This is a genomic window from Nostoc sp. C057 (assembly GCF_013393925.1).
GTDB lineage: Bacteria > Cyanobacteriota > Cyanobacteriia > Cyanobacteriales > Nostocaceae > Nostoc > Nostoc muscorum_A.
Genome location: NZ_CP040281.1, coordinates 3,479,219 through 3,501,170 on the forward strand (window position 1 = coordinate 3,479,219; position 21,952 = coordinate 3,501,170).

The 21,952-nt window shown below is 41.4% G+C and carries 24 protein-coding genes; 19 read left to right on the top strand and 5 right to left on the bottom strand.

Going from position 1 to position 21,952, the window contains the following annotated elements; translation table 11 throughout:
- Positions 1-115: 115 nt before the first annotated feature.
- The 5 genes from FD724_RS15000 to FD724_RS15020 all read left to right on the top strand — a co-directional run bounded on the left by FD724_RS15000 (position 116) and on the right by FD724_RS15020 (position 2,935).
- Positions 116-586 (top strand): DUF29 domain-containing protein, encoded by a 471-nt coding sequence (locus FD724_RS15000; protein WP_179073179.1) that lies wholly within the window; start codon positions 116-118, stop codon positions 584-586.
- A 100-nt stretch (positions 587-686) separates the two neighbouring features.
- Positions 687-887, top strand: coding sequence for a hypothetical protein (locus FD724_RS15005; RefSeq protein ID WP_114083486.1), 201 nt, complete (start codon positions 687-689; stop codon positions 885-887).
- Positions 884-1,144, top strand: a complete 261-nt coding sequence (locus FD724_RS15010; protein WP_114083485.1) for a hypothetical protein — start codon at positions 884-886, stop codon at positions 1,142-1,144. Before FD724_RS15005 ends, FD724_RS15010 begins: the two co-directional genes overlap by 4 nt.
- Positions 1,145-1,195: 51 nt before the next feature.
- Complete coding sequence (gene sixA / locus FD724_RS15015) at positions 1,196-1,690, top strand: phosphohistidine phosphatase SixA (RefSeq protein WP_179073180.1); 495 nt, start codon at positions 1,196-1,198, stop codon at positions 1,688-1,690.
- A gap of 108 nt (positions 1,691-1,798) precedes the next feature.
- A complete protein-coding gene (locus FD724_RS15020; protein ID WP_114083483.1) occupies positions 1,799-2,935 on the top strand; it encodes a citrate synthase in 1,137 nt (378 codons plus the stop codon).
- A 90-nt stretch (positions 2,936-3,025) separates the two neighbouring features.
- Here FD724_RS15020 and FD724_RS15025 read toward each other — a convergent pair whose 3' ends face one another.
- Positions 3,026-3,190, bottom strand: a complete 165-nt coding sequence (locus tag FD724_RS15025) for a hypothetical protein (RefSeq protein WP_159402507.1) — start codon at positions 3,188-3,190, stop codon at positions 3,026-3,028.
- A 126-nt stretch (positions 3,191-3,316) separates the two neighbouring features.
- On the opposite strand from FD724_RS15025, the gene nuoH reads away from it, so the two are divergent.
- From nuoH to FD724_RS15065, 8 genes are all read left to right on the top strand, one after another.
- Positions 3,317-4,435 (top strand): NADH-quinone oxidoreductase subunit NuoH, encoded by a 1,119-nt coding sequence (gene nuoH, locus FD724_RS15030; protein ID WP_114083481.1) that lies wholly within the window; start codon positions 3,317-3,319, stop codon positions 4,433-4,435.
- A gap of 107 nt (positions 4,436-4,542) precedes the next feature.
- Complete coding sequence (gene ndhI / locus FD724_RS15035; RefSeq protein ID WP_114083496.1) at positions 4,543-5,127, top strand: NAD(P)H-quinone oxidoreductase subunit I; 585 nt, start codon at positions 4,543-4,545, stop codon at positions 5,125-5,127.
- 139 nt (positions 5,128-5,266) lie between these two features.
- Positions 5,267-5,881, top strand: coding sequence for an NADH-quinone oxidoreductase subunit J (locus tag FD724_RS15040; RefSeq protein WP_114083480.1), 615 nt, complete (start codon positions 5,267-5,269; stop codon positions 5,879-5,881).
- 59 nt (positions 5,882-5,940) lie between these two features.
- Complete coding sequence (gene nuoK / locus FD724_RS15045) at positions 5,941-6,246, top strand: NADH-quinone oxidoreductase subunit NuoK (protein ID WP_006199065.1); 306 nt, start codon at positions 5,941-5,943, stop codon at positions 6,244-6,246.
- 6 nt (positions 6,247-6,252) lie between these two features.
- A complete protein-coding gene (locus FD724_RS15050; protein WP_012411870.1) occupies positions 6,253-7,173 on the top strand; it encodes an NAD(+) kinase in 921 nt (306 codons plus the stop codon).
- A 400-nt stretch (positions 7,174-7,573) separates the two neighbouring features.
- Positions 7,574-8,368, top strand: a complete 795-nt coding sequence (locus tag FD724_RS15055) for a GNAT family N-acetyltransferase (RefSeq protein ID WP_179073181.1) — start codon at positions 7,574-7,576, stop codon at positions 8,366-8,368.
- A 177-nt stretch (positions 8,369-8,545) separates the two neighbouring features.
- A complete protein-coding gene (locus FD724_RS15060) occupies positions 8,546-10,225 on the top strand; it encodes a glycosyltransferase family 39 protein (RefSeq protein WP_179073182.1) in 1,680 nt (559 codons plus the stop codon).
- 197 nt (positions 10,226-10,422) lie between these two features.
- Positions 10,423-11,142, top strand: a complete 720-nt coding sequence (locus tag FD724_RS15065) for a DUF4079 domain-containing protein (protein WP_179073183.1) — start codon at positions 10,423-10,425, stop codon at positions 11,140-11,142.
- 334 nt (positions 11,143-11,476) lie between these two features.
- On the opposite strand, the gene FD724_RS15070 is transcribed toward FD724_RS15065, so the two are convergent.
- Together FD724_RS15070 and cobU are read right to left on the bottom strand one after the other, a co-directional pair.
- Positions 11,477-11,896, bottom strand: a complete 420-nt coding sequence (locus FD724_RS15070) for a hypothetical protein (RefSeq protein WP_179073184.1) — start codon at positions 11,894-11,896, stop codon at positions 11,477-11,479.
- Positions 11,897-11,941: 45 nt separating this feature from the next.
- A complete protein-coding gene (gene cobU, locus FD724_RS15075; RefSeq protein ID WP_179073185.1) occupies positions 11,942-12,517 on the bottom strand; it encodes a bifunctional adenosylcobinamide kinase/adenosylcobinamide-phosphate guanylyltransferase in 576 nt (191 codons plus the stop codon).
- A gap of 540 nt (positions 12,518-13,057) precedes the next feature.
- On the opposite strand from cobU, the gene FD724_RS15080 reads away from it, so the two are divergent.
- From FD724_RS15080 to FD724_RS15105, 6 genes are all read left to right on the top strand, one after another.
- On the top strand, positions 13,058-13,867 hold the full coding sequence (locus FD724_RS15080; RefSeq protein WP_179073186.1) for a hypothetical protein: 810 nt from the start codon (positions 13,058-13,060) through the stop codon (positions 13,865-13,867).
- Between the two features lie 134 nt (positions 13,868-14,001).
- On the top strand, positions 14,002-14,934 hold the full coding sequence (locus tag FD724_RS15085) for a glycosyltransferase family 2 protein (RefSeq protein WP_179073187.1): 933 nt from the start codon (positions 14,002-14,004) through the stop codon (positions 14,932-14,934).
- Positions 14,935-14,957: 23 nt separating this feature from the next.
- A complete protein-coding gene (locus FD724_RS15090) occupies positions 14,958-15,914 on the top strand; it encodes a glycosyltransferase family 2 protein (RefSeq protein WP_179073188.1) in 957 nt (318 codons plus the stop codon).
- A 38-nt stretch (positions 15,915-15,952) separates the two neighbouring features.
- Complete coding sequence (hpsU, locus tag FD724_RS15095) at positions 15,953-16,534, top strand: hormogonium polysaccharide biosynthesis acetyltransferase HpsU (RefSeq protein WP_179073189.1); 582 nt, start codon at positions 15,953-15,955, stop codon at positions 16,532-16,534.
- Positions 16,535-17,395: 861 nt separating this feature from the next.
- Entirely contained in the window at positions 17,396-19,789 is a 2,394-nt protein-coding gene (locus tag FD724_RS15100) for a response regulator (protein WP_179073190.1), read from the top strand.
- A 99-nt stretch (positions 19,790-19,888) separates the two neighbouring features.
- Positions 19,889-20,365, top strand: a complete 477-nt coding sequence (locus tag FD724_RS15105) for a hypothetical protein (RefSeq protein ID WP_179073191.1) — start codon at positions 19,889-19,891, stop codon at positions 20,363-20,365.
- A gap of 66 nt (positions 20,366-20,431) precedes the next feature.
- Here the strand turns inward: FD724_RS15105 and FD724_RS15110 are convergent, their stop codons facing one another.
- The gene (locus FD724_RS15110; protein ID WP_114083467.1) at positions 20,432-20,830 is read right to left on the bottom strand and encodes a nuclear transport factor 2 family protein; all 399 of its coding nucleotides are present in this window, start codon (positions 20,828-20,830) and stop codon (positions 20,432-20,434) included.
- A gap of 41 nt (positions 20,831-20,871) precedes the next feature.
- On the bottom strand, positions 20,872-21,879 hold the full coding sequence (locus FD724_RS15115) for a zinc-binding dehydrogenase (protein WP_179073192.1): 1,008 nt from the start codon (positions 21,877-21,879) through the stop codon (positions 20,872-20,874).
- Positions 21,880-21,952: the final 73 nt, after the last annotated feature.

Here is a 21,952-nt window from a genome sequence, read left to right on the forward strand (position 1 = left end):
TATAGCATCCCTTCCCGATTTTTGATAAAAGTCGGGAATTTGGGTTTTATGACGAAGGCTGAACTAAATCAAAGTTAACTTGCACCTACTTATTTATTTGTGAAGAAGGAGCGCCATGAAGTCTATAAAACTCCAAATCTTACAAACTCTGTATGAGCAAGATTTTTATGCTTGGGTAGAGCAGACAGCAGAGCTTTTGCGATCGCATCAATGGGACACGCTGGATTTAGAACACTTAATTGAGGAAGTGGTGGACTTGGGTAAGAGTCAACAGCGAGCGTTGCAAAGTGCGTTGCGGTTAGTCTTATCGCATTTGTTGAAATGGAAGTATCAACCAGAACATCGTAGTCGCAGTTGGAAAGTGACCATTACCCGTGAGCGACTGAATATAGATGAATTGCTGGAAGAAAGTCCCAGCTTGCGGCGTTTTTTAAATGATGCCGAGTGGATAAATACTACCTATCAAAGAGCGCGGCGAGAGGCAATAGTGGAAACAAGTTTATCAGAAGATAACTTTGCGATCGCTTGTCCGTTTTCTGTTGATGAGATTTTAGATTTAGACTTTTATCCTAACGCTGACGAATAACCGTGATCTTGTCTTGTGAGCGATCACTGAAAAATCGCATTGTGCAAAACGCTCATTGTATATTTAATTTAAAGAATGACAAGCTTTGCTTACCTAGATTATGAGTACCCTAAATGAAGTAGAACTCGCTGTTAGTCAACTTTCACCAGAGGATTTAGCTGCTTTTCGTGCTTGGTTTGCGGAATTCGATGCAGCAGCCTGGGATAAACAGATTGAAAAAGATGTGGCTGCTGGTCGGTTAGATGAATTGGCAGAGAAAGCACTCAAACATCTCCGAGAAGGTCGTTGTACTGACCTGTGAAACATCAAGCAACCCCAGATTTTTGGTATTACTATCGCCAGTTACCAATTGATATCCAAGAGCTTGCTGATCGATGTTATGAGTTTCTTCGGGAAGATCCCAAATATCCATCATTGCATTTCAAAAAAGTTGGTCAGTTTTGGTCAGTGCGTATTGGTGTATATTATCGGGCGCTTGCTGTAAAAGAAGATGAAAATTTTGTATGGTTTTGGATTGGGTCACATCCAGAGTATGACAAATTGCTAAGTGGTAAATAGCGTTTTAAGATTGCCTAAGAGCAGCCTAACCGATCACTCATAATACAAAGTATGGAACTATACTTAATTCGTCATGGCATCGCCGAAGACAAGGGATTAGGCATCAAGGATGAGGAACGCAGCCTTACCAAAGAAGGAAGGCAAAAAACTGAGAAAGTAGCCCAGAAACTTGTTAAATTGGGTTTAAGCTTTGATTTGATTCTCACCAGCCCCTTAGTGCGGGCCCGCCAAACAGCTGAAATCCTGATAGCAGAAAAACTAAGCTCTCAGTTAGAGGAATCTAGCCACCTCGCCCACGATGGTCAAATTTCTAATTGGCTCAAAGACTGGTTAGAACCGAGAAATTATTCCCAAAATACCCAACTGGCGCTGGTTGGGCACGAACCTGATTTGACCAATTGGGCAGAAATTCTCCTGTGGGGAGAAGTCAAAGAAAGCTTAGTCTTGAAAAAAGCAGGTATGATTGGGATAAAACTACCAGAAACAGGTTCTCCTGTGGGTCGGAGTCAGATGTTTTGGTTGACACCACCCAAGTACCTGCTATAACAGTTTTCCAACATTTTCGATTGTTGTTAGAACGGCTACTGTTATGGCGACAATAAATTTCTGGTAAGTTAGCTTGATCAGATATTTCAAAAAGCAAATGGTGGTGCCATGATGGTGTGCGAATACAAGCCTGGTTTAGAAGGCATTCCCGCCGCTCAATCAAGTATCAGCTATGTTGATGGGCAAAAAGGAATACTAGAATATCGTGGCATCCGGATTGAAGAACTAGCAGAAAAAAGTACATTCCTAGAAACTGCTTATCTCTTAATCTGGGGTGAACTGCCAAGCAAGGAAGAACTGGAAGGATTTGAGCATGAAGTTCGTTACCACCGGCGGATAAAATACCGCATTCGGGACATGATGAAATGCTTTCCAGAAAGCGGCCACCCAATGGATGCCCTACAAGCCTCTGCTGCTGCTTTAGGTTTGTTTTATTCACTCCGGGATTTACATAATCCTGCCTACATTCGAGATTCCGTGGTGCGCCTGATAGCAACCATTCCGACGATGGTGGCGGCGTTCCAACTGATGCGAAAAGGCAATGACCCGGTACGTCCCCGTGATGACTTAGACTATTCGTCCAACTTTCTATACATGCTCGATGAGAAAGAACCCGATCCTTTAATGGCGCGGATTTTTGATATCTGCTTGATACTTCAAGTCGAGCATACAATGAATGCTTCTACCTTCAGTGCCAGGGTTACAGCTTCTACCTTAACTGATCCTTACGCTGTGGTTGCTAGTGCTGTGGGAACATTGGGTGGACCCCTGCATGGTGGAGCCAATGAAGAAGTAATTCAGATGTTGGAAAAAATTGGCTCTGTAGAAAATGTCCGTCCTTACATAGATCATTGTCTAGAAACTAAATCTAAGATTATGGGCTTTGGACATCGTGTGTATAAAGTAAAAGACCCACGAGCCATAATTTTACAAGGTCTAGCAGAGCAACTGTTTGAGAAGTTTGGCTATGACAAATTCTATGACATTGCTCAAGAAATGGAACGAGTGGTAGAGGAAAAACTCGGTAGCAAAGGGATTTATCCCAATATTGACTTTTACTCAGGTTTGGTGTATAGGAAGATGGGGATTCCTACAGACTTGTTTACACCAATATTTGCGATCGCTCGCGTTGCCGGTTGGCTAGCCCACTGGAAAGAACAACTAGCAGAAAACCGGATTTTCCGTCCTACCCAGGTTTACAACGGTTTGCACGAAGTTACTTATACTCCCATTGACAAACGGTAACTTGGGGATTGGGCATGGGGCATTGGGCGTTGGGCATGGGCAAGAGGACAAGGGGACAAGGAGAATTGGGGACAAGGGGAAAGACTTGTTTCAAATTCTCACCTCTTGTCCCCTTGTCCCCTTGTCTCCCCTGCCCCCTGCTCCCATTCCCTCTGCCCCTTTTGTCCCTTGAATAGCCAATCCCAATGCCAACCATAAGTAGAAGTTCTCATATCGCTTCAGAGGGCTAAAACCATCCAAGGATATACTAGGCATGGGAATTAGCGACAAATCTTCAATCAAGCATCATCTGGGCAAAAATTAAAAATGGGTGAATTTACAGGTATTAATTTAACTAATAGTTGTAACTCACCATGACTCGATGTCTTAAAGAGCGGAAACATGAACTCAGGAATTGACCTCCAAGGAACTTTTATTGAATCCCTCCGGGATTTAGGTATACCAGCAGGAACAGCCAAAGCGATTTGGATGCCCCTGCCAATGATACTGATGCTGATTGGGGCAACAGTGGGGGTATTAGTTGCTACTTGGCTAGAACGGAAAATTTCCGCCTCCGCACAGCAGCGAATTGGGCCAGAATACCAGGGGCCTTTTGGTTTGCTGGTACCTGTAGCTGATGGTTTGAAGCTGGTATTTAAAGAAGATATAGTACCAGCCAAGTCTGACCCCTGGCTGTTTACCCTCGGCCCCATTATTGTTGTAATTCCGGTTTTTCTGTCGTTCCTGATCGTTCCCTTTGGGCAGAATATCGTTATTAGCAATGTGGGCATGGGCGTATTCTTGTGGATTGCCTTGTCAAGCATTCAACCCATTGGCTTGCTGATGGCTGGCTACGCATCTAATAACAAATACTCCCTCTTAGGGGGCTTGCGGGCAGCAGCGCAATCTATTAGCTATGAAATTCCTTTGGCGCTGGCGGTGTTAGCGATCGCTATGATGTCTAACAGCCTCAGTACCGTTGATATTGTCAATCAACAATCTGGCTACGGTATTCTGGGCTGGAACATTTGGCGACAACCAATCGGTTTTCTGATCTTTTGGATAGCCGCTCTAGCTGAATGCGAACGATTACCCTTTGACTTACCTGAAGCGGAAGAAGAAATCGTCGCAGGTTATCAGACTGAATACTCAGGCATGAAATTCGGTTTGTTCTACCTGGGTTCCTACGTTAACTTGATCCTTTCTTCCTTACTAGTAGCAATTCTCTACCTGGGCGGTTGGGACTTTCCTATTCCCCTCAACCTCATCGCTGGTTGGCTGGGAGTCAGTGAATTAAATCCCGTGTTCCAAATAGTAACTGCTTCTTTGGGAATCACGATGACCGTCTTCAAAGCCTATTTACTAGTGTTTGTCGCCATCCTGTTGCGCTGGACAGTGCCACGGGTACGGATTGACCAACTGTTAGATTTAGGATGGAAGTTTTTGTTACCAGTTGGTTTGGTTAATCTTCTATTAACCGCCGCTCTGAAACTAGCCTTTCCCTTCGCTTTTGGTGGTTAGTCATTTAGTCATTAGTTATTAGTCATTTCTACAAATGACTAATGACCAAGGGCAAAAGACAAGGGATAAATAACGCTGATAGCTTAAAAAGAGAGAGTGAACCAAAAATGCTCAAGTTCCTAAAACAAGTTGGTGATTACGCCAAAGAAACGGTACAAGCTGCACGTTACATTGGTCAGGGGCTTTCTGTCACATTCGACCACATGCGGCGGCGACCGATTACCGTACAGTATCCTTACGAGAAACTAATTCCTGGCGAACGGTTTCGCGGTAGGATTCACTTTGAATTTGATAAGTGCATCGCCTGCGAAGTTTGCGTTCGCGTTTGTCCAATTAACCTACCTGTAGTCGATTGGGAATACGACAAAGCCAGCAAAAAGAAAAAACTCAACCACTACAGCATCGACTTTGGAGTTTGTATCTTTTGCGGTAACTGTGTGGAATTTTGCCCTACTAACTGTCTATCCATGACAGAAGAGTATGAGCTTGCCACTTATGATCGCCATGAATTGAATTATGACAACGTAGCCCTAGGTCGTCTGCCTTATAAAGTAACAGATGACCCAATGGTTACACCACTGCGCGAACTAGTTTACCTACCCAAGGGTGTTCTCGAACCCCACGGACTGCCCGCAGATGCGCCACGTGCAGGTGCGCGTCCAGAAGACCTGGTAGAACAAGCAGAAAAATAAATGTCATTTGCAATTTGTCCATTGTCATTTGTCAATCGTCCTTTGTTATTTAACCAATGACTAATGACCAATGACCAATGACTAATGACCAATGACCAATGACTAATGACCAATGACAATTGACTAAGGACAAAAAACAGTGAATCTAGCAGAAGGAGTACAGTTAGTATCACTTGGCATACTGGGCGTGATGATGATTGGGGCAGCCATTGGTGTGGTGCTGTTCTCTAACATTGTCTATTCCGCCTTTATGCTGGGGGGTGTGTTTATCAGTATGGCGGGAATCTACCTATTGCTAAATGGTGATTTTGTTGCAGCTGCACAAATCCTAATTTATGTTGGGGCGGTTAACGTGCTGATTTTGTTTGCCATTATGTTGGTGAACAAGCGTCAAGATTTTGTCGCATTTCCCAACTCTTGGGTGCGTAAATTACTTACTGGTCTAGTCAGCGTAGGATTGTTTGGTCTTTTAAGTACAATGGTGCTGGCTACTCCTTGGGCTTACTCAACTACTCCTGTAGTAGGTGGTGAAAGCTCAATAGTTGTAATTGGAGAGCATTTTTTCACTGACTTTTTACTACCTTTTGAACTGGCTTCCATTTTGCTGCTAATAGCGATGGTAGGAGCAATTATTTTGGCACGTCGTGAGTATTTGCCAGACCAATTGACACGATCCAATGTGGGGCAAACTGTTTTGACTTTACAAGAACGCCCCAGAGAACTAGTATCAACAACCAGCGAAACAAAAGAGTAATATTTGCGACCTGAATCGCAGATAAACAGCCAGTTTTTTCAGGAGGGATACCCAGATTCATGCAACTCCAGTACTTTTTATTACTAGCAGCAGCTTTATTCTGCATCGGCATCTACGGTTTAATTACTAGCCGCAACGCTGTGCGGGTGCTGATGTCAATTGAATTACTGCTCAATGCTGTTAATCTGAATTTAATGGCATTTTCCAACTTCCTCGACTCAACATTAATTAAGGGTCAGGTTTTCACAGTATTTGTGATTACCGTGGCCGCGGCCGAGGCGGCGGTGGGTTTAGCGATCGTGCTTGCCATTTATCGCAACCGCGATACCGTCGATATGGAGCAGTTCAATCTCCTGAAGTGGTAACTGTGCGTGCAACTCAAGCAGGTAATCATTGCTTATAAAGCGCGGGATGCCCGGAGTAAACAATGGGCAGAAATCTGTGCTAAACAACTAGAAAGCCGCGAGTGCCAGGTGTTGATGGGGCCGAGCGGGCCAAAAGACAACCCTTATCCAGTCTTTTTGGCTTCGGCGGCTCAACCAATCGATCTCGCCTTGGTACTTGGTGGCGATGGTACTGTTTTAACTGGTGCCAGACATTTAGCCCCAGCTGGTATCCCTATTCTGGGAGTGAATGTGGGAGGTCATCTGGGGTTTTTAACTGAGTCAGTGGAAGAGTTTCAGGATACAGAGAAAGTTTGGGATCGGCTGTTTGAGGATCGCTATGCTATCCAACGACGGATGATGTTACAAGCTGCGGTGTATGAGGGTCACGGGTCTAATTTAGAACCAGTGAGTGAGCGTTACCTGGCTTTGAATGAATTTTGTGTCAAACCCGCCTCTGCTGACCGAATGATAACCTCAATTCTAGAAATGGAAATCGATGGTGAGGTAGTCGATCAGTATGTCGGGGATGGGTTGATTATTTCGACTCCCACAGGTTCTACTGGTTACACCGTTTCTGCTAATGGGCCGATTATGCACGATGGTATGGAGGCGCTTACCATCACTCCCATTTGTGCAATGAGCCTTTCTAGTCGCCCCCTCGTTTTACCCCCTGGTTCTGTGGTGAGTATTTGGCCTTTGGGGGATTACGATTTGAGTACCAAACTCTGGACAGATGGGGTGTTAGGGACTTCTATTTGGCCTGGACACCGCGTTGATGTGCGGATGGCAGAATGTCGGGCTAAATTTATTATTTTGCGCGAGAACAATTCCTACTATCAGACGCTACGGGAGAAGTTGCTTTGGGCTGGTACAAGGGTTCACTACAACAATAATCACCGTAATTAATTAAGTATTTTAGAGTGCATCTACCGCAGATTGCGATCGCAGACCCGCCCACTTTATAGCGATCGCAACCAAAACCATCCAAGCCCCTAGATTCATCTAGGGGCTTTCCCCATTCTGCTGAGACTTATGGTAAAAGCCTATCTCTTTGTCCTTTTATTTGACTTGTATTTATAGCCTATATCAAAGGAAAATTTTGTATCTTATTGCCAGATTTTTTAGTAATTAATGTCCATAATAAAAGCACTATACCTCTAATCCACAAGAGTAAGAAAGCTCTCTAGAGGTTATTTTATCGAAAACTGTCTCAATCACGCTTCGACACATTAACGCATAATGTGAGCTATTTGTATAGTGCCTAAATCATAGTAGGATATTTTCGCAAATCTAGGTAGGAAGATAGATGGAAGTTTCTGGATGCAACATCAATTACTCAGTGAATCCTCTTCCCTCTTTTGAAGATTTTCCCATACTTCAAACTGAAAAATATACCCTACGACTGGCTTCAACCAAAGAAGAATTAGAATCAATCTTTCGGTTACGCTTTGAAGTTTTTAATCTAGAACTAGGCTTGGGATTTTCTGCTTCTAACTTTACGCAGATGGATATAGATAAGTTTGATGCAGTTTGCCATCATTTAATCATGATTTCCAAACAAACCGGTAAAACCATTGGAACTTATCGGATGCAAACCTATACAATGGCTTCTCAAAGACTAGGCTTTGATGCTGCCGATATATTTAATCTTAATGCAATTCCTAATTCTGTGCTTCAGGCATCAGTTGAAGTTGGGCGTGCATGTATAGCTAAAGAATACCGCAACAGTCAGGCACTTTTACTATTATGGAAAGGGCTAGCAAATTATCTGATCTGGAGTAAAAATCAATACTTCTTTGGCTGTGCATCATTACTAACGCAATCTCCCTCGCAAGCTATTTGCACTTATAATTATTTTCAGAACAATGGCTTGATGCATCCAAGTATTTTGGTTTATCCAAATTCACAATCTTGTCTAGAACTGCCTCAAAATTGTCCAGACTCGTATAATGTGGAAATTCCTAAAATTTTGCAGGCATACTTGAATATTGGAGCTAAAATATGCAGTATTCCCGCTATCGATAGGCACTTTAAAACTATTGATTTTTTAACCATCTCTAATACCAAAGACTTTGCTAGATGGCGTTATCAAATATTGTAAAAATTATCTTTAGTCCTAACGTCCCTTGGGATGTGTAATGAACAGACTTAGATATAAATCGTAATTAATAATTACGGATTACGAATTACGAATTATGATGATGGGCGTAGCTGCGACACTTCATCTAGTAGTACGCCTGACTAAATTATTTTAGAAAAAATATTGGGAAAACTACTTATGCGCCACCTCAAATTTGTTCCGAGTTGGTTGCGATTTTTAATTATTTTCTTATTGACGATGGGTATATTGTTTCGCTTTTTTAACCTTGATACCAAGGTTTACTCCCATGATGAAACCTATACCTCATTGCGAATTTCTGGTTATACAAGAACTGAAGCACAAAATAAACTGTTTAATGGTAGTGTCATTGGCAAAGAAAGTTTTGCTCAGTTTCAAGGGGTAAATCAAAAAAGCTTAAATGACACAATCATGACTTTGGCTAAAGAAGATTCTTTGCATCCACCGCTTTATTACATAATAGCCAGATTGTGGTTGGAAGTTTTTGGTAATTCGGTGACGGCGATCAGAAGTTTATCTGCTTTGATCAGTTTGCTGGTTTTCCCTGGTGTTTATTGGCTATGTCGAGAATTATTTAATGTGCCGCTATTAGTTCCTGGTGTAGCGATGCCTGCGGCGGGCGTAGCCATCGCACTTATGGCAATTTCTCCAATTCAACTAGTATACGCTCAAGAAGCACAAGAATATATTCTCTGGTTAGTCACCATATTACTATCTAGCGCTTCTTTGCTGCGAGCAATACGCCTGGAATCACAAGATCAAGATCAGCTAGCAAAACAACGACAACAGCCAGAAATATTTACTATCTGGAGTATTTATGCAGTAACTTTGGCAATCAGTCTTTATACATTTCTTTGGAGTGCATTTGTCGCAGTTGCTCACGGAATTTATGTTATTACTACTGCCAGATTCCAGTTCTCTTCAACTGTCAGAACTTATCTTCTATCATCATTAATAGGTTTTTTAGCCTTCATGCCTTGGTTCGTGGTTGTGATAGGTGATTTTTTCCAATTTCTGATTTCAGCAGATAAGGCAACACCACAGTCATCTTTGATGCCTAAATTTGAATTTTTGTTGATGCAATTAAGCCGAATATTTTTTGATATAGACCTGAGTGCAGATAATCAATTTAACTATTTAATTACATTAATTTGTTTCATCTTTGTAGGATATTCAATTTATTTCCTTTGCCAAACAACTAATTATAAAGTTTGGTTATTTCTCATTATATTAATTGTCGTGCCAGCACTGCCTCTAATACTGCCAGATTTAATGCTTGAGGGTATACAATCATCTGAACTATATTTCATGCCATCTTATTTAGGGATTCAAGTAGCTGTTGCTTACTTACTAGGTACAAAAATATATAATGAGAGCGTGTCACGCCAGAATATTTGGTATGCGATCGTCGGATTGGTAATTATTTGTGGTTTAATTTCTTGTAAGGTTAATTTTCAAGCAGAAACTTGGTGGAATAAGGGTATAAGCTATGGCAATCCCCAAGTTGCCCAAATCATCAATCTGACCACTCGCCCACTTTTGATTAGTGATGCTTTGGGTAATAATTATGGAAATGTCTTTTCTCTAAGCTATCTTTTGGAGCCAAAGGTACAATTTTTGTTGGTTCAAAATCAAAAAATCCCTAAAATTCCTGATAGGTTTGCTGATGTTTTTTTATTCAATCCTTCAGACAGTTGGCGCGAAACGATAGAAAAAAAATATAATTTGAAGACAGACATTGTTTATAGTGACAAATATTATTCGGTTTGGAAATTAGCTAAACCTCGCAGTGTACGGCAACGTGATATTCTCCCCAAGACGAAATTATTCAATCGTTGACTATCAGGTTATTAGACAATTTTAGTTTTTAGATAATTATTGTTCGAAAGGCATTTAAATTTTTACTTACTTAAAATTAGCTAAAAATAACAAAAATAAATATTCAACAGATTCTTATCTTAAATTAATTTAAGTGGTACTACGATGCTTTAAATTGTCATTTGAGATTAATTTGATGATTAATTTAAAGGTGTTGTATGGAAATAGCAGATTTTCTTGGTCTTTTACATCCAGCGATCGCAATCATATTCGTGTTTCCACTCATTGGGACAGTGATTAATTTTGCTTGGCAAACACGCCAACGCAGATTGCAAATTTTAGCCGGCAGTAAGAGTAAAATTCCTCCAGTAGTGGGTGTAGAACATAAGCAATTAGGCGAAAGAGTAACAAGTGCGGTTGTCGGATTAACTTTAATCGGATTAAGCTACCCTATTGGTAAAAATATTATTAAAAATCAATTATGGAATAAAGCACCTTTTCAAGTTGTTTTTATCCTATTAATATTAGCTGCTACTATCGCCTCTTTAGTATTTCTTTATCGAGCAAAGCAGCGAGTGTGGAGGGCGGTTTTTGCTACTTTAACTGGTGCAGGTTTAGTCATACTTGGCTGTCAAGATGGAGTATTTCGCCGTACCAATGAGTGGTATTGGTCACATTATTATATTGGTATTACCGCAGCACTGCTAATGATTTTTTCATTAGCTATTGTTCAAGATATTTATCAAGACAAATCCAATCGCTGGCGAATCGTCCATACGATTTTAAACTGCATTGCTTTGTTGCTATTTATTGGACAAGGTATGACAGGAACGCGAGATTTATTAGAAATTCCCTTAAGTTGGCAAGAACCTTATATTTATCAGTGTGATTTTGCTAATAAAACTTGTCCAACGCCAAATTCTCTACCACCAAAGTAAACTAAGGGATTTCCAATAAATAAATTATCCAATTCCTCAATATCTAAGATTTCGCAGTCTACAATTAGTTGCGGGTTTGAATCTCCCACTCAAAGATTGCTGGATTCTGGATTCTTCTTCAACGAAGAGGCAGGGAGAATGAGACATTGGGAATTGAGCATAAAGAAGGACAGGGAAGATGGAGAAGACTTGTCCCCCTTGTCCCAATACTTTTCGGGGAAAGGGGAAAGGGAAAGGGTTTAAATTTCCCTTTCCCCATTGCCCTTTAACCTTTCCCCAGACCAAAAGAGAGATTATTGGGTTTAACCGAAAAGTATTGCCCCTTGCTTCTTTTTTAAGCAATATTATCTACAAGCCGATCGCGAATTGTTTTAAGTTGGTCTTGAGTCTTAATTGGCTCTCGTGGTGCTGGCAGTTCTGTATTAGGCCAGTTAGGCAAACTATTACAGGGACATAACAATGCCGGCATCCCGACGTTTCGCGCGGCTACTGGCATACTGCAACGACCACAAGGAACCATATCCCATGCTGGTGTCAACAATTCAGCAATGGTTTCTTGCGTACCCTCTAAATGACAATCACCTGATTCAGGCGCAATAATTTTCTGCCAGCACTCTTCAAATTCTTCACTATAGCGATCGCCATTTAGCACCGATTTGGGCAAAATGCTTGCCTTCCCGTTGCCCGTAATCACTTTCTTACCCAACTGAAACCAGTAGGCAAGGTATCCTCTAACTTCTTGTTTGGTTGCCATAAGACAATTTTAGATTTTAGATTTTGGATTAATTTGAATCAATAGTTAAGAATTTCGACTTCTGAATACTCCAGCATCCTCTCTGGTTGGCAATGGCGAACCAAGGACACTGAGATTGAGAACATGACCACCAGTTACTAAATAAACAGTTTCACTAAGGGCAGCTAATTGGCGTACTAAAGAACCCAAGCGATCGCGGAACATCCTCCCAAGGGGATAAGCTGGTACTACACCCCAACCCACCTCTTCTGCTACAAACAGCACATCAGCAGCAACTAGCTCCACTGTCTCTAATAACTCTACAACGATATTTTCCCAGCTAGATTCGTCCTCCTCTAAGAGATTAGCAACCCAAGTTCCTAAAGAATCCACTAAAAGGCAGGTATAGGGTTTGGCATCGGCGAGGGTAGCAGATAGTTCTATAGGTACGGATAGAGTTACCCAGTCTTGGGGACGGCGTTGTTGGTGTTCTAAAATGCGTTGATGCCATTCTTGGTCATCTGTGTTATCGGTCGCTGTTGCTACGTAAACAACTGCTTTCCCTGACTCCATAGCCAGGGTTTCCGCCCATTCACTTTTACCAGATCGTGCTGGCCCTGTTACCAAGATGATTTTGCCCAAAGTTGTTTTCTGAGTATTGTAACAAAACGAGAATTCAGAAATCAGGAGCCAGAATAATACCTCCAGTAAGCTCCGCAAACAGGATTGAATTCTGTGTTATGGGGCTGAATCCCCAACTTTCTTGTTCTGAATTCTGAATTCTGTATTTTGCCTTCTTCAACAAGAATATGCTTACGGTTGCAATTTATCACCACATTTTTTACTTCATCGGCGAGATTTTTGGTTTCAAATAACTTTTAAGGGATAAAATTAGCACCAACATCATTGATGTCACAACTGGCAAAAGCCGAAAATCCCAACAACCCCATTCTTAATGATTCAACAAGAGGCAGGGGGCAGGGGGAAAAGGAGCAAGGGGAAATGATCCCTGCTCTCTGCTGTGGAGCGAAGCAGAACATGGGTCTGATTCCCCCACAACAACCAAGTGTGGTTCTAGTTCTATTGGGTCGAATCCCCATGTGAATTATCCCCCCTGCTCCCTGCCCCCCTGCCTCTTCTTCAACACCATTGGGGACAGCAAAATTTAGGATGTCTTTCTTTATGAACGCAGGCTTAAAACGCATAGAAGCAACTCTACACGATTTAGGGAATCGCGGTACTGCCTCTGCCGCCGAAGCAACTGATTCGACGACAAAACGGCCTTTTTCTTTTAGAATCAGTGTCGGAGCCAACGAATCCACAGATAGTACACAAACTCCATCATCTCAGGAAGAACAAACAGTTGAATTGGGTGTAGATACTGAGAGTGATTATCCCCATGAACAGAATTTCTTTCCTCACCATGACTCTGTGCAGACCTTTCAAACACAAGAGAATGGGGGCAAAACACCCAGCTTACCCAAGTTGAAAACTCCAAGTTTTAGTAACCATCGCCACGGAGCAAATCCAGCATTGGCGATGAATCTATTACAAGAAATTCAGGAAACTGTTGCTGGTTGGCAAATAGAACTGCAAAATATTTTGAACCAAATTCAGGATATTTACTTAGAAGGGCCAATTGTCAATGGCTGGTTAGAATCCAACCCCAGCGAACCAGAACCTGGAGGAACCGCAACACTGCGCCATGCAGAAGTTGACCGCCTGATGAACTATGTAGAAGAAATTTGCGCCACTGGTGGGAAAGTATCTTATAAATCATCCATTACTGGCTACCGCCTCTGTGGTGTAGACGATGCTGGTAAAGTCTGGTCACGCCCATGTCCAGCAGATCAGGTTGCTAATGTTAGTATGGCGATCGCACGTTACCAAAAGTTACGTCAACTTTTGGGGCGCAAGCAATCTTTAGAAACCCGCCTGAGTCAACTGGCCCAAACACTTGTAGTTTTACACAGTCATATTCAACAAACGTGAAGTTTTAAAGATTATTTCCGAAGAAACTCGGTTGGTGGGTCGGTAATTTTTGGTTTAGATTAACTCTCAGCAGGTATGCGTTGGATTTAAGATTTTTATCTAAAATCCCAAATCTCAAATCCAAAATAAAATCTATGCCAGACACCCAAATCTCTGCCATTATCTGTACCCACAATCGAGATACCTATTTAGGGGCTGCAATTGATAGTCTTTTAGCGCAGAATTTTGCTGCTGACTTTGAAATTGTGGTAGTTGATAATGGATCTAGCGATCGCACCCGTGAGGTTGTAGAACAAAGGGCCCACAATCCGCGCCTGAAGTATGTATTTGAACCCACTATCGGTTTATCTGTCGCCCGCAACACAGGCGCAAAAGTAGCTAGTGGCGACATTCTGGCTTATCTGGATGATGATGCTGTTGCTAGCCCTGGGTGGCTACAAGTTTTATATTCTGCCTATTACAATAATTCTAAATTAGCGATCGCAGGTGGAAAAGTCACTCTCTTATGGCCCCCAGGAATCGAACAACCACGATGGCTATCTCCAGGGTTGGCGGCAAATCTGGGTGCATACGACTTGGGTGACAGTAACATCTACATCGAGCAACCTGGCTTAACACCCAGAGGCTTAAATTACTCTATCCGCCGCAGTTTCCTAGAAGAAATTGGCGGTTTTGATCCTCATCTCGGCCGAGTGGGGAAAAATCTATTATCAAATGAAGAACTGCAAATGACCGAATTTGCCCTACAGCGTGGTTGGCAAGTTGCTTATCTTCCTGAAGCACTGGTTGCTCACAATGTTGCCCCAGAACGCCTACAACGCACTTGGTTTTTAAATCGAGGCTGGTGGCAGGGTATCAGTGAATGCTATCGAGAACAACTTGCTGGTAAAGCTGGAATCGCTCAATTGCAGCGAGGTAGCGAACGGTTTGTGCGGGGCTTGTATAAAGCATTGCAATATTTTTCTGATCCAGCAGAACGGTTTGACAAACTTGTATATGCTTACGGTCAGATTGGTTACTTAAATGCTGCTATTCAAGGTCTTTTATTTACATCAAATAAGAAATAACCGATAACATAATTTATACTGATATGTCATCTAAAATACCAGTTTCTGTATTAATTCCGGCAAAAAACGAACAAGCAAACTTGCCAGCCTGCCTTGCGAGCCTCAGCAGGGCAGATGAAATATTTGTAGTAGATTCTCAAAGTACAGATAACAGCATTGAAATTGCGAAAAGCCACGGTGTTAATGTTGTGCAATTCAACTTCAATGGAGGCTGGCCCAAAAAGAAAAATTGGTCTTTAGATAATTTACCTTTCCGTAACGAATGGGTGCTAATTGTAGATTGCGATGAGCGCATCACCACCGAACTGTGGGAAGAAATTGACCAAGCAATTCAAAATCAAGAATATACAGGTTATTACCTCAACCGCCGCGTCTTTTTCTTAGGAAAATGGATTCGTTACGGTGGGAAATATCCCGATTGGAATCTTCGTTTATTTCAGCATAAAAAAGGTCGCTACGAAAACCTAAATACAGAAGATATTCCTAATACTGGTGACAACGAAGTTCACGAACATGTGATTTTGCAGGGCAAAGTTGGGTATCTCAAAAATGATATGCTCCACGAGGACTTCCGCGACCTTTATCACTGGCTAGAACGGCACAATCGTTATTCCAATTGGGAAGCCAGCGTTTATTTTAATATTCTCACAGGTAAAGATGATAGCGGCACTATCGGCGCGAATCTATTTGGTGATGCAGTGCAACGTAAGCGCTTTTTGAAAAAAGTGTGGGTACACCTGCCATTTAAACCCATTTTACGGTTTGTTTTATTTTATATAATTCAACGCGGTTTTTTGGATGGCAAAGCTGGATATATTTATGCACGCTTGCTGAGTCAATATGAATATCAAATTGGCGTTAAACTTTACGAATTACGTAATTGTGGTGGCCACTTAAATACTGCAACTACCCCAAAGGCAGAAGCAGGGGAGCAGGAGAGCAGAGGAGCAGAGGTAAAGCTATTGACTATTGACTCATAACTAATAACTAATAACTAATGACAAATGACCAATGACCAATGACAAATGACCAACCTTTTGTAGATTTACGCAAATATGACCAATCTTGGTTTGATCGGGGACGGCCAAGTTGGTATGTATTGTTGTGGTGGCTTGTACAAGCGATCGCATTTCCCCTTACTCCTCAACCGTTAAATATTCTGCGTTGTGCTTTGCTACGACTATTTGGCGCTCGTATCGGCAAAGGTGTATTAATTCGGCCCACCGCCCGCTTCACCTATCCTTGGAAAGTTACCATTGGCAACTACAGTTGGATTGGAGATAACGTAGTTTTTTACAGCCTCGATCAGATCCACATCGGTGAACACTGCGTAGTTTCCCAAAAAAGTTACCTCTGTACTGGTAGTCACGATCTCCAAGATCCTGCTTTTGGGTTAAAAACAGCGAGTATTACTATTAACAATGGTGCATGGGTAGCAGCAGATTGTTTCGTTGGGCCGGGAGTGCAAATCGGCGCTAATGCTGTGATTGGCGCTCGTAGTACTGTTTTGACGAATATGCCTTCTGGACAGATTTGTTGGGGAAGCCCCTGTCGTCCTAAGACCAGTCGCATAAAACTTGATACCCCTACAACCCCATGATTTTATAGATAAACATATTAAGGTAGGCCAGCTAGCTGGCCTACCTTAAATTTTCTACATATTTTATTTATAGCGGTTCTCAATTGCATAGAATATAGACCAATAAGGTTCAGTTAAGGGTAAAGCTCTGGCGTTAGCGTAGCGGTAGCGATAGCGCAGCGTTAGCGTTTGTGCAGCGTCTCGTAGAGAGGAACGAGCGTCATCCGTAGGGCTTACCGTAGGCTACCGCCATCGTGCAGTGTCTCGCAGAGAAGGAGACCAAAGATGCCAAGAGAAAGAAGAAATACTTAACTGAACTGTATTGACCTATAAGCTCTGCTTTATATAGGCATTTCCTGGAGATAGTTTGCTTTTAATTAAATCTTTTTGCTTTCTAGTCCAAAATTCGTGCATATCTAAAAAATCTGGCAGAAGATGTGATGCACCAAATCAGCCAAGTGATAGCCTAATTAGCAAAATTTTTTCTCATTCCCACAAGTGAGAGTCACCCAAATGTGTAAAAGTATAAGCTGTTATTGCGATCGCCTTTGGCGTTCTCGCAGGGTACCTAATAAAGCGTGAGTTCGACGAACCTCTCCCTCCCAGCCTCCCTCTCCGAAACGGAAAGGGAGGAGCAACGAAAAATTCAGCTTTTTACTCCCCTCTCCGACATGGAGAGGGGCTGGGGGAGCGTTCACTTAGCATCTTGTAGACAATCAATCGTAATTACAATATATCATCTTGGTCAATTTGCTTGCATTGGAATGCTCCCGAAGAATTAGGTGATGAAGTGCCCTTTGCCAACCATGTTTGTCAACTTGCCAAAGATTTGAAATATCAACAAATTCGATAAATTTAAAACAAATTTAATAGGAGGCAAGTATGAATTTTAACAAAGATGAAAGAAATGTCATTTTAATAGTTGATGATGCCCCTATTAATTTAGAGATATTATTTAAGCTTTTAGAATATTACGGCTTGAAGGTTTTAGTATCTGAAGATGGAATGAATGCCATTGAAATTGCAGAGAATGCCTTACCTGACTTAATCTTATTGGATGTATTAATGCCAGGAATTGACGGCTTTGAAACTTGTAGACTTTTGAAAAAAAATCCAGCTACTCAAGATATTCCAGTAATATTTCTAACTGCTATAACCGATAAGATAGATCAAATCAAAGGTTTGAACCTTGGGGCAGTAGATTACATAACTAAACCTCTAGAAAATAAAGAGGTTTTAGCTAGGGTAAATATCCATTTACGTTTACGAAACCTCACAAAAAAACTCACAGAGCAAAATAAACGTTTAGAAATAGAAATCTTTGAGCGCCAGCGAGTAGAAGAAGAACTGCGATGTCATTCAGCTGCATTAGATGAGTGGAACAATCGCTACCAAGCACTAATTCAAGCGAGTGGTCAAATTCTCTACGACTGGTACTTGGATACCAACGATATTAAATATGGTGGCAATGTAGAGCAAATATTAGGTTACTCTATGCCTGAGATGTTAGGAGGTTTGAAGCGTTGGTTAGAGTTAGTTCATCCTGATGATAGAAAATTATTCAATGAAGAGATTAACCGCATTTTATCCGCAAAAGAGCGATTCCACCTTGAGTTTCGCGTCGTTCGCAAAGATGGCACTTACATCACAGTTGAAAATAATGGTTATATCTTTTTAGACTCTACAGGCAAAGTTGCTCGGATGGCGGGCTTTGTAATTGATATTACCGAACAGCAAGCTGCGGTACGTGAACGCAAAAATGCAGAACAAAAAATTCGTGAGCAAGCAGCTTGGCTCGATATCACCACAGACGCAATTATCGTTCAAGATTTGGTTAACAAAATTCAATTTTGGAATAAAGGGGCTGAACATCTGTACGGTTGGATGGCAGAAGAAGCATTGAGCAAGAATGCCAATCAGTTTTTGTATCAAAAGCAAAGTTTTGGCCAACTAAAAAACATCCAGAAAACTTTAGTTGAACATGGTTCGTGGCAAGGTGAGTTATATCAAGTTACCAAACAAGGCCAAGAGATTATCGTTGCTAGCCGATGGACACTGGTAAATGATAATGAGGGACAAGCTAAATCCGTCCTAATTGTCAACTCCGACATTACAGAGAAAAAACAACTTGAAGCGCAGTTTCTCCGCGCCCAGCGAATGGAGAGCCTTGGCACTCTAGCAAGTGGTATCGCCCACGATCTTAACAATGCACTAACACCTATGTTGATGACAGTGCAACTTTTAGAGGCACAGCTTCCAGATGAAAAAAGTCAGCAATGGCTAACAATTATGGAAACAAATGTTAAACGCACCGCAGATTTAGTTAAACAAGTGTTATGGTTTTCACGCGGCTCTGTAGGTAACTTTCAAACCTTACAGGTACGGTATTTGATTTCAGAAATTGAAAATATTATTAAGCAAACATTTTCCAGAGCTATTGAAATCCGTATTGATGTTTCTGAGCAAAACTTATGGAATATCTTTGGCGATGCTACTCAGTTACACCAAGTGCTAATGAATCTATGTATCAATGCTCATGATGCCATGCCTAATGGCGGTATCCTAAAGATTTCTGCGAAGAATTTTTGGGTTGATAGTCACTACGCCAAAATGAATATTGATGCTAAGGTAGGTTCTTATGTAATGATTAGCATCTCTGATACAGGCATAGGAATTAAGAGAGAAATAGTAGATAGAATTTTTGAGCCATTTTTCACAACAAAAGAAGTCGGAAAAGGCACAGGGCTTGGTCTTTCAACAGTGCTTGGGATTATAAAAAGCCACTTCGGTTTTGTGAATGTAGTGACTGAAGTGGGCAAAGGCACAGAGTTTCAAGTTTGCTTACCCGTCACGCAAACAATGGAGACAGATAGTAAATTAGCTGGAGATGAATTACCACCGGGGCATGGAGAATTGATTCTCGTGGTTGATGATGAAGATTCAATTCGAGAGGTTACTCAAACCTGGTTAGAAAAAAATGCCTATAAAGTTATAGTAGCTAGTGATGGTATTGATGCGATCGCACTATATACAGAATATCAACAAGAAATTAGTGTAGTCTTGATTGATATGATGATGCCAAACATGGATGGGCCAACAACCATCAATGTGTTGAAAAAAATTAATCCAGAGATCAAAATTATTGGTGTTAGTGGATTAGCTTCCAATCATGAAATGATTAAAATCCTTGGTAATAGTGTCAAAACCCTTTTGTCCAAGCCCTACACCTCAAGCGACTTGTTAAGAAATTTACAGATGGTGATTAATACAAAGTAGATTTTGTCATTTGTCATTTGTCATTGATTATTTCTACCTCATTTCCCAGTGCCCATGAGTGGTAATATATTCTCATGGCTGCTCTAATCCTTGCTATTGATGAACAAACTACTGGATGAAACGCTGTCAATCACAACTGCTGAACGCATAAACAGCAGAGCTAGCACTCCGTTTGATAATGCTTACAAAGCAGCATTGTCTACTGAGGGAGCAAGATATGTCCAAGGATTTTTAACTTTTGTGGGAAAGCCATACAGGCCGATTGAACACAGTTGGATTGAACTAGGCGATGCCTCTGAGGTACGCATTATCGATCCCACATTACCGCACCTGAACAAAAATCCCCAAGAACTCTGGTATTTTGCAGCACAAAGGCTAACGGTTAAAAAATTGAAAGCCATCATTGAAGAATCGAAAGAAGATTATCCAGAAGATGAACCATTACCAATCTATGGTGAGCCACCCTATGAATATTATGGTGATGTGATGTTGGGTGGTCAAGACTATTTGGCAGCATATCAAGCCGCAGAAGCTAAGTGCAAAGAAATTAACCAACTCAACCCAGAGAGAAACTAAATGATTCGTAATGACGCTCGCGGACTCGCTAACGCTGCGCTAACGTAATTCGTAATTACGAATTATTTAATAGGATTTACCATCGCTGCCAAAGTATTCCCTATAGCCACAAATTTTGTCTCCACGTACATCAAAAGAAACCGCTACCCGATTTTTGTAAAGCTGTCCAAACAAAAGTCCCTCATCTCGAAACTCAAAAACAGCCGTTGTTTCATTGCTAGTAACACGGTCTAAACCAGTCAGGTTCAAACCAGGACTGAAGGCTTCAAAAACGTACTCGAAAAATTCTCTAGCTCTCTGTTTACCGACATTCAAGCCGTGGAATTTACCCATTGGAAACCAAAGGGTAAAATCTTCTGTGAGCATATCTAACAATGCTTCCCACTCTCCAGTTGCCATACCATACGTAAGATGCTCAAATGCTTGTCGAGCAACTTTTAAAGTATTTTCTGAGTCTTGTGTCATTCTCCCCCGCGCTAACTAGATATAGACTAATGTTGTGTGACTTAAAACCTCACAACTACTTTGCCACAATTCTGACCACTGAAGAGATATTCTACAGCTTCGGATATTGATTCTATGCCTTGAAACCGTGTTGAGTCAACGGAAACTTTGAGTTTGTCTGTGTAGAACAGGTTTAATAGGCGATCGCGTGCCTCAGCCATATATTCTTTATAATGAGGCATGAGAAAGCCTCTCACAGAAGCAGCTTTCCAAAATAGCTGATGATAGATGCGTGCCTGTGTAATTTGTTCTACATCTTTTGCGTATTCGGAGATGAAACCAACTACAATTAAGCGTCCCCGCACTGCCAAGTTTTCAACGCAGGTATCAAATACGGTTTTACCTACACAGTCAAAAATTAAATTAATCCCATTGGGGTATTCTTGCTTGAGGATGTGATTGAGATTTTCTGTGCGATAGTTGATAATGCGATCGCACCCTAATTCTCTCAGTAACTTTGCCTTCGCCTCAGAACTACAAGTACCAATGACATGATTCCCGGCTAACTTTGCCAATTGCACTGCAATATGACCTGTTCCCCCGGCGGCGGCTGTCACTAAAACCACTTCATTACTTTTCATCTCCCCTACTTGTTCCAATGCAACCAAAGCTGATACACCTGTAGGCATTAGTGTTAGCAACTCTGGCGTTGCTTCCCGCACCTTCACTGCTAAGTTTGCATCGATAACCTGATATTCTCGATAACCGCCGCCACGTGCCGTAGTTATGACAGCATCACCAATTTGAAAATCTTTGACATTTTCACCCATAGCGATAACTTTCCCCACAGCTTCCACACCCAAATCAAAGGGAGGAATTAAGTTAATATATGGAACATCACCACGGCAAAGTAAGGTGTCAAAGCCACCGTTAACGCCAGCAAATTTATTTTGAATTAAAAGTTCGCTAGCAGCAGGTTGAGAGATAGGAATTTCAACAATTTTAATTGCAGATTTAAAATCTTGATTCAGTTTATTTGCTATTAACTTTTTGTAGATTTGTATATTCATTGATACAACTAATTCGGTGCAAATATTAAAAGCTATGTTGAGAAATTTAAACTTAGGGTTCGTTATTGAGCTA

Coding starts and splice junctions, on each gene's coding strand:
- FD724_RS15005 (WP_114083486.1), top strand. CDS start 687: ATGAGTACCCTAAATGAAGTAGAACTCGCTGTTAGTCAACTTTCACCA.
- FD724_RS15065 (WP_179073183.1), top strand. CDS start 10,423: ATGGAAATAGCAGATTTTCTTGGTCTTTTACATCCAGCGATCGCAATC.
- sixA (WP_179073180.1), top strand. CDS start 1,196: ATGGAACTATACTTAATTCGTCATGGCATCGCCGAAGACAAGGGATTA.
- ndhI (WP_114083496.1), top strand. CDS start 4,543: ATGCTCAAGTTCCTAAAACAAGTTGGTGATTACGCCAAAGAAACGGTA.
- FD724_RS15020 (WP_114083483.1), top strand. CDS start 1,799: ATGATGGTGTGCGAATACAAGCCTGGTTTAGAAGGCATTCCCGCCGCT.
- FD724_RS15100 (WP_179073190.1), top strand. CDS start 17,396: ATGAATTTTAACAAAGATGAAAGAAATGTCATTTTAATAGTTGATGAT.
- nuoH (WP_114083481.1), top strand. CDS start 3,317: ATGAACTCAGGAATTGACCTCCAAGGAACTTTTATTGAATCCCTCCGG.
- FD724_RS15085 (WP_179073187.1), top strand. CDS start 14,002: ATGCCAGACACCCAAATCTCTGCCATTATCTGTACCCACAATCGAGAT.
- FD724_RS15115 (WP_179073192.1), bottom strand. CDS start 21,879: ATGAATATACAAATCTACAAAAAGTTAATAGCAAATAAACTGAATCAA.
- FD724_RS15000 (WP_179073179.1), top strand. CDS start 116: ATGAAGTCTATAAAACTCCAAATCTTACAAACTCTGTATGAGCAAGAT.
- FD724_RS15070 (WP_179073184.1), bottom strand. CDS start 11,896: ATGGCAACCAAACAAGAAGTTAGAGGATACCTTGCCTACTGGTTTCAG.
- FD724_RS15090 (WP_179073188.1), top strand. CDS start 14,958: ATGTCATCTAAAATACCAGTTTCTGTATTAATTCCGGCAAAAAACGAA.
- hpsU (WP_179073189.1), top strand. CDS start 15,953: ATGACAAATGACCAACCTTTTGTAGATTTACGCAAATATGACCAATCT.
- FD724_RS15110 (WP_114083467.1), bottom strand. CDS start 20,830: ATGACACAAGACTCAGAAAATACTTTAAAAGTTGCTCGACAAGCATTT.
- FD724_RS15060 (WP_179073182.1), top strand. CDS start 8,546: ATGCGCCACCTCAAATTTGTTCCGAGTTGGTTGCGATTTTTAATTATT.
- FD724_RS15025 (WP_159402507.1), bottom strand. CDS start 3,190: ATGCCTAGTATATCCTTGGATGGTTTTAGCCCTCTGAAGCGATATGAG.
- nuoK (WP_006199065.1), top strand. CDS start 5,941: ATGCAACTCCAGTACTTTTTATTACTAGCAGCAGCTTTATTCTGCATC.
- FD724_RS15105 (WP_179073191.1), top strand. CDS start 19,889: ATGAACAAACTACTGGATGAAACGCTGTCAATCACAACTGCTGAACGC.
- FD724_RS15080 (WP_179073186.1), top strand. CDS start 13,058: ATGAACGCAGGCTTAAAACGCATAGAAGCAACTCTACACGATTTAGGG.
- FD724_RS15055 (WP_179073181.1), top strand. CDS start 7,574: ATGGAAGTTTCTGGATGCAACATCAATTACTCAGTGAATCCTCTTCCC.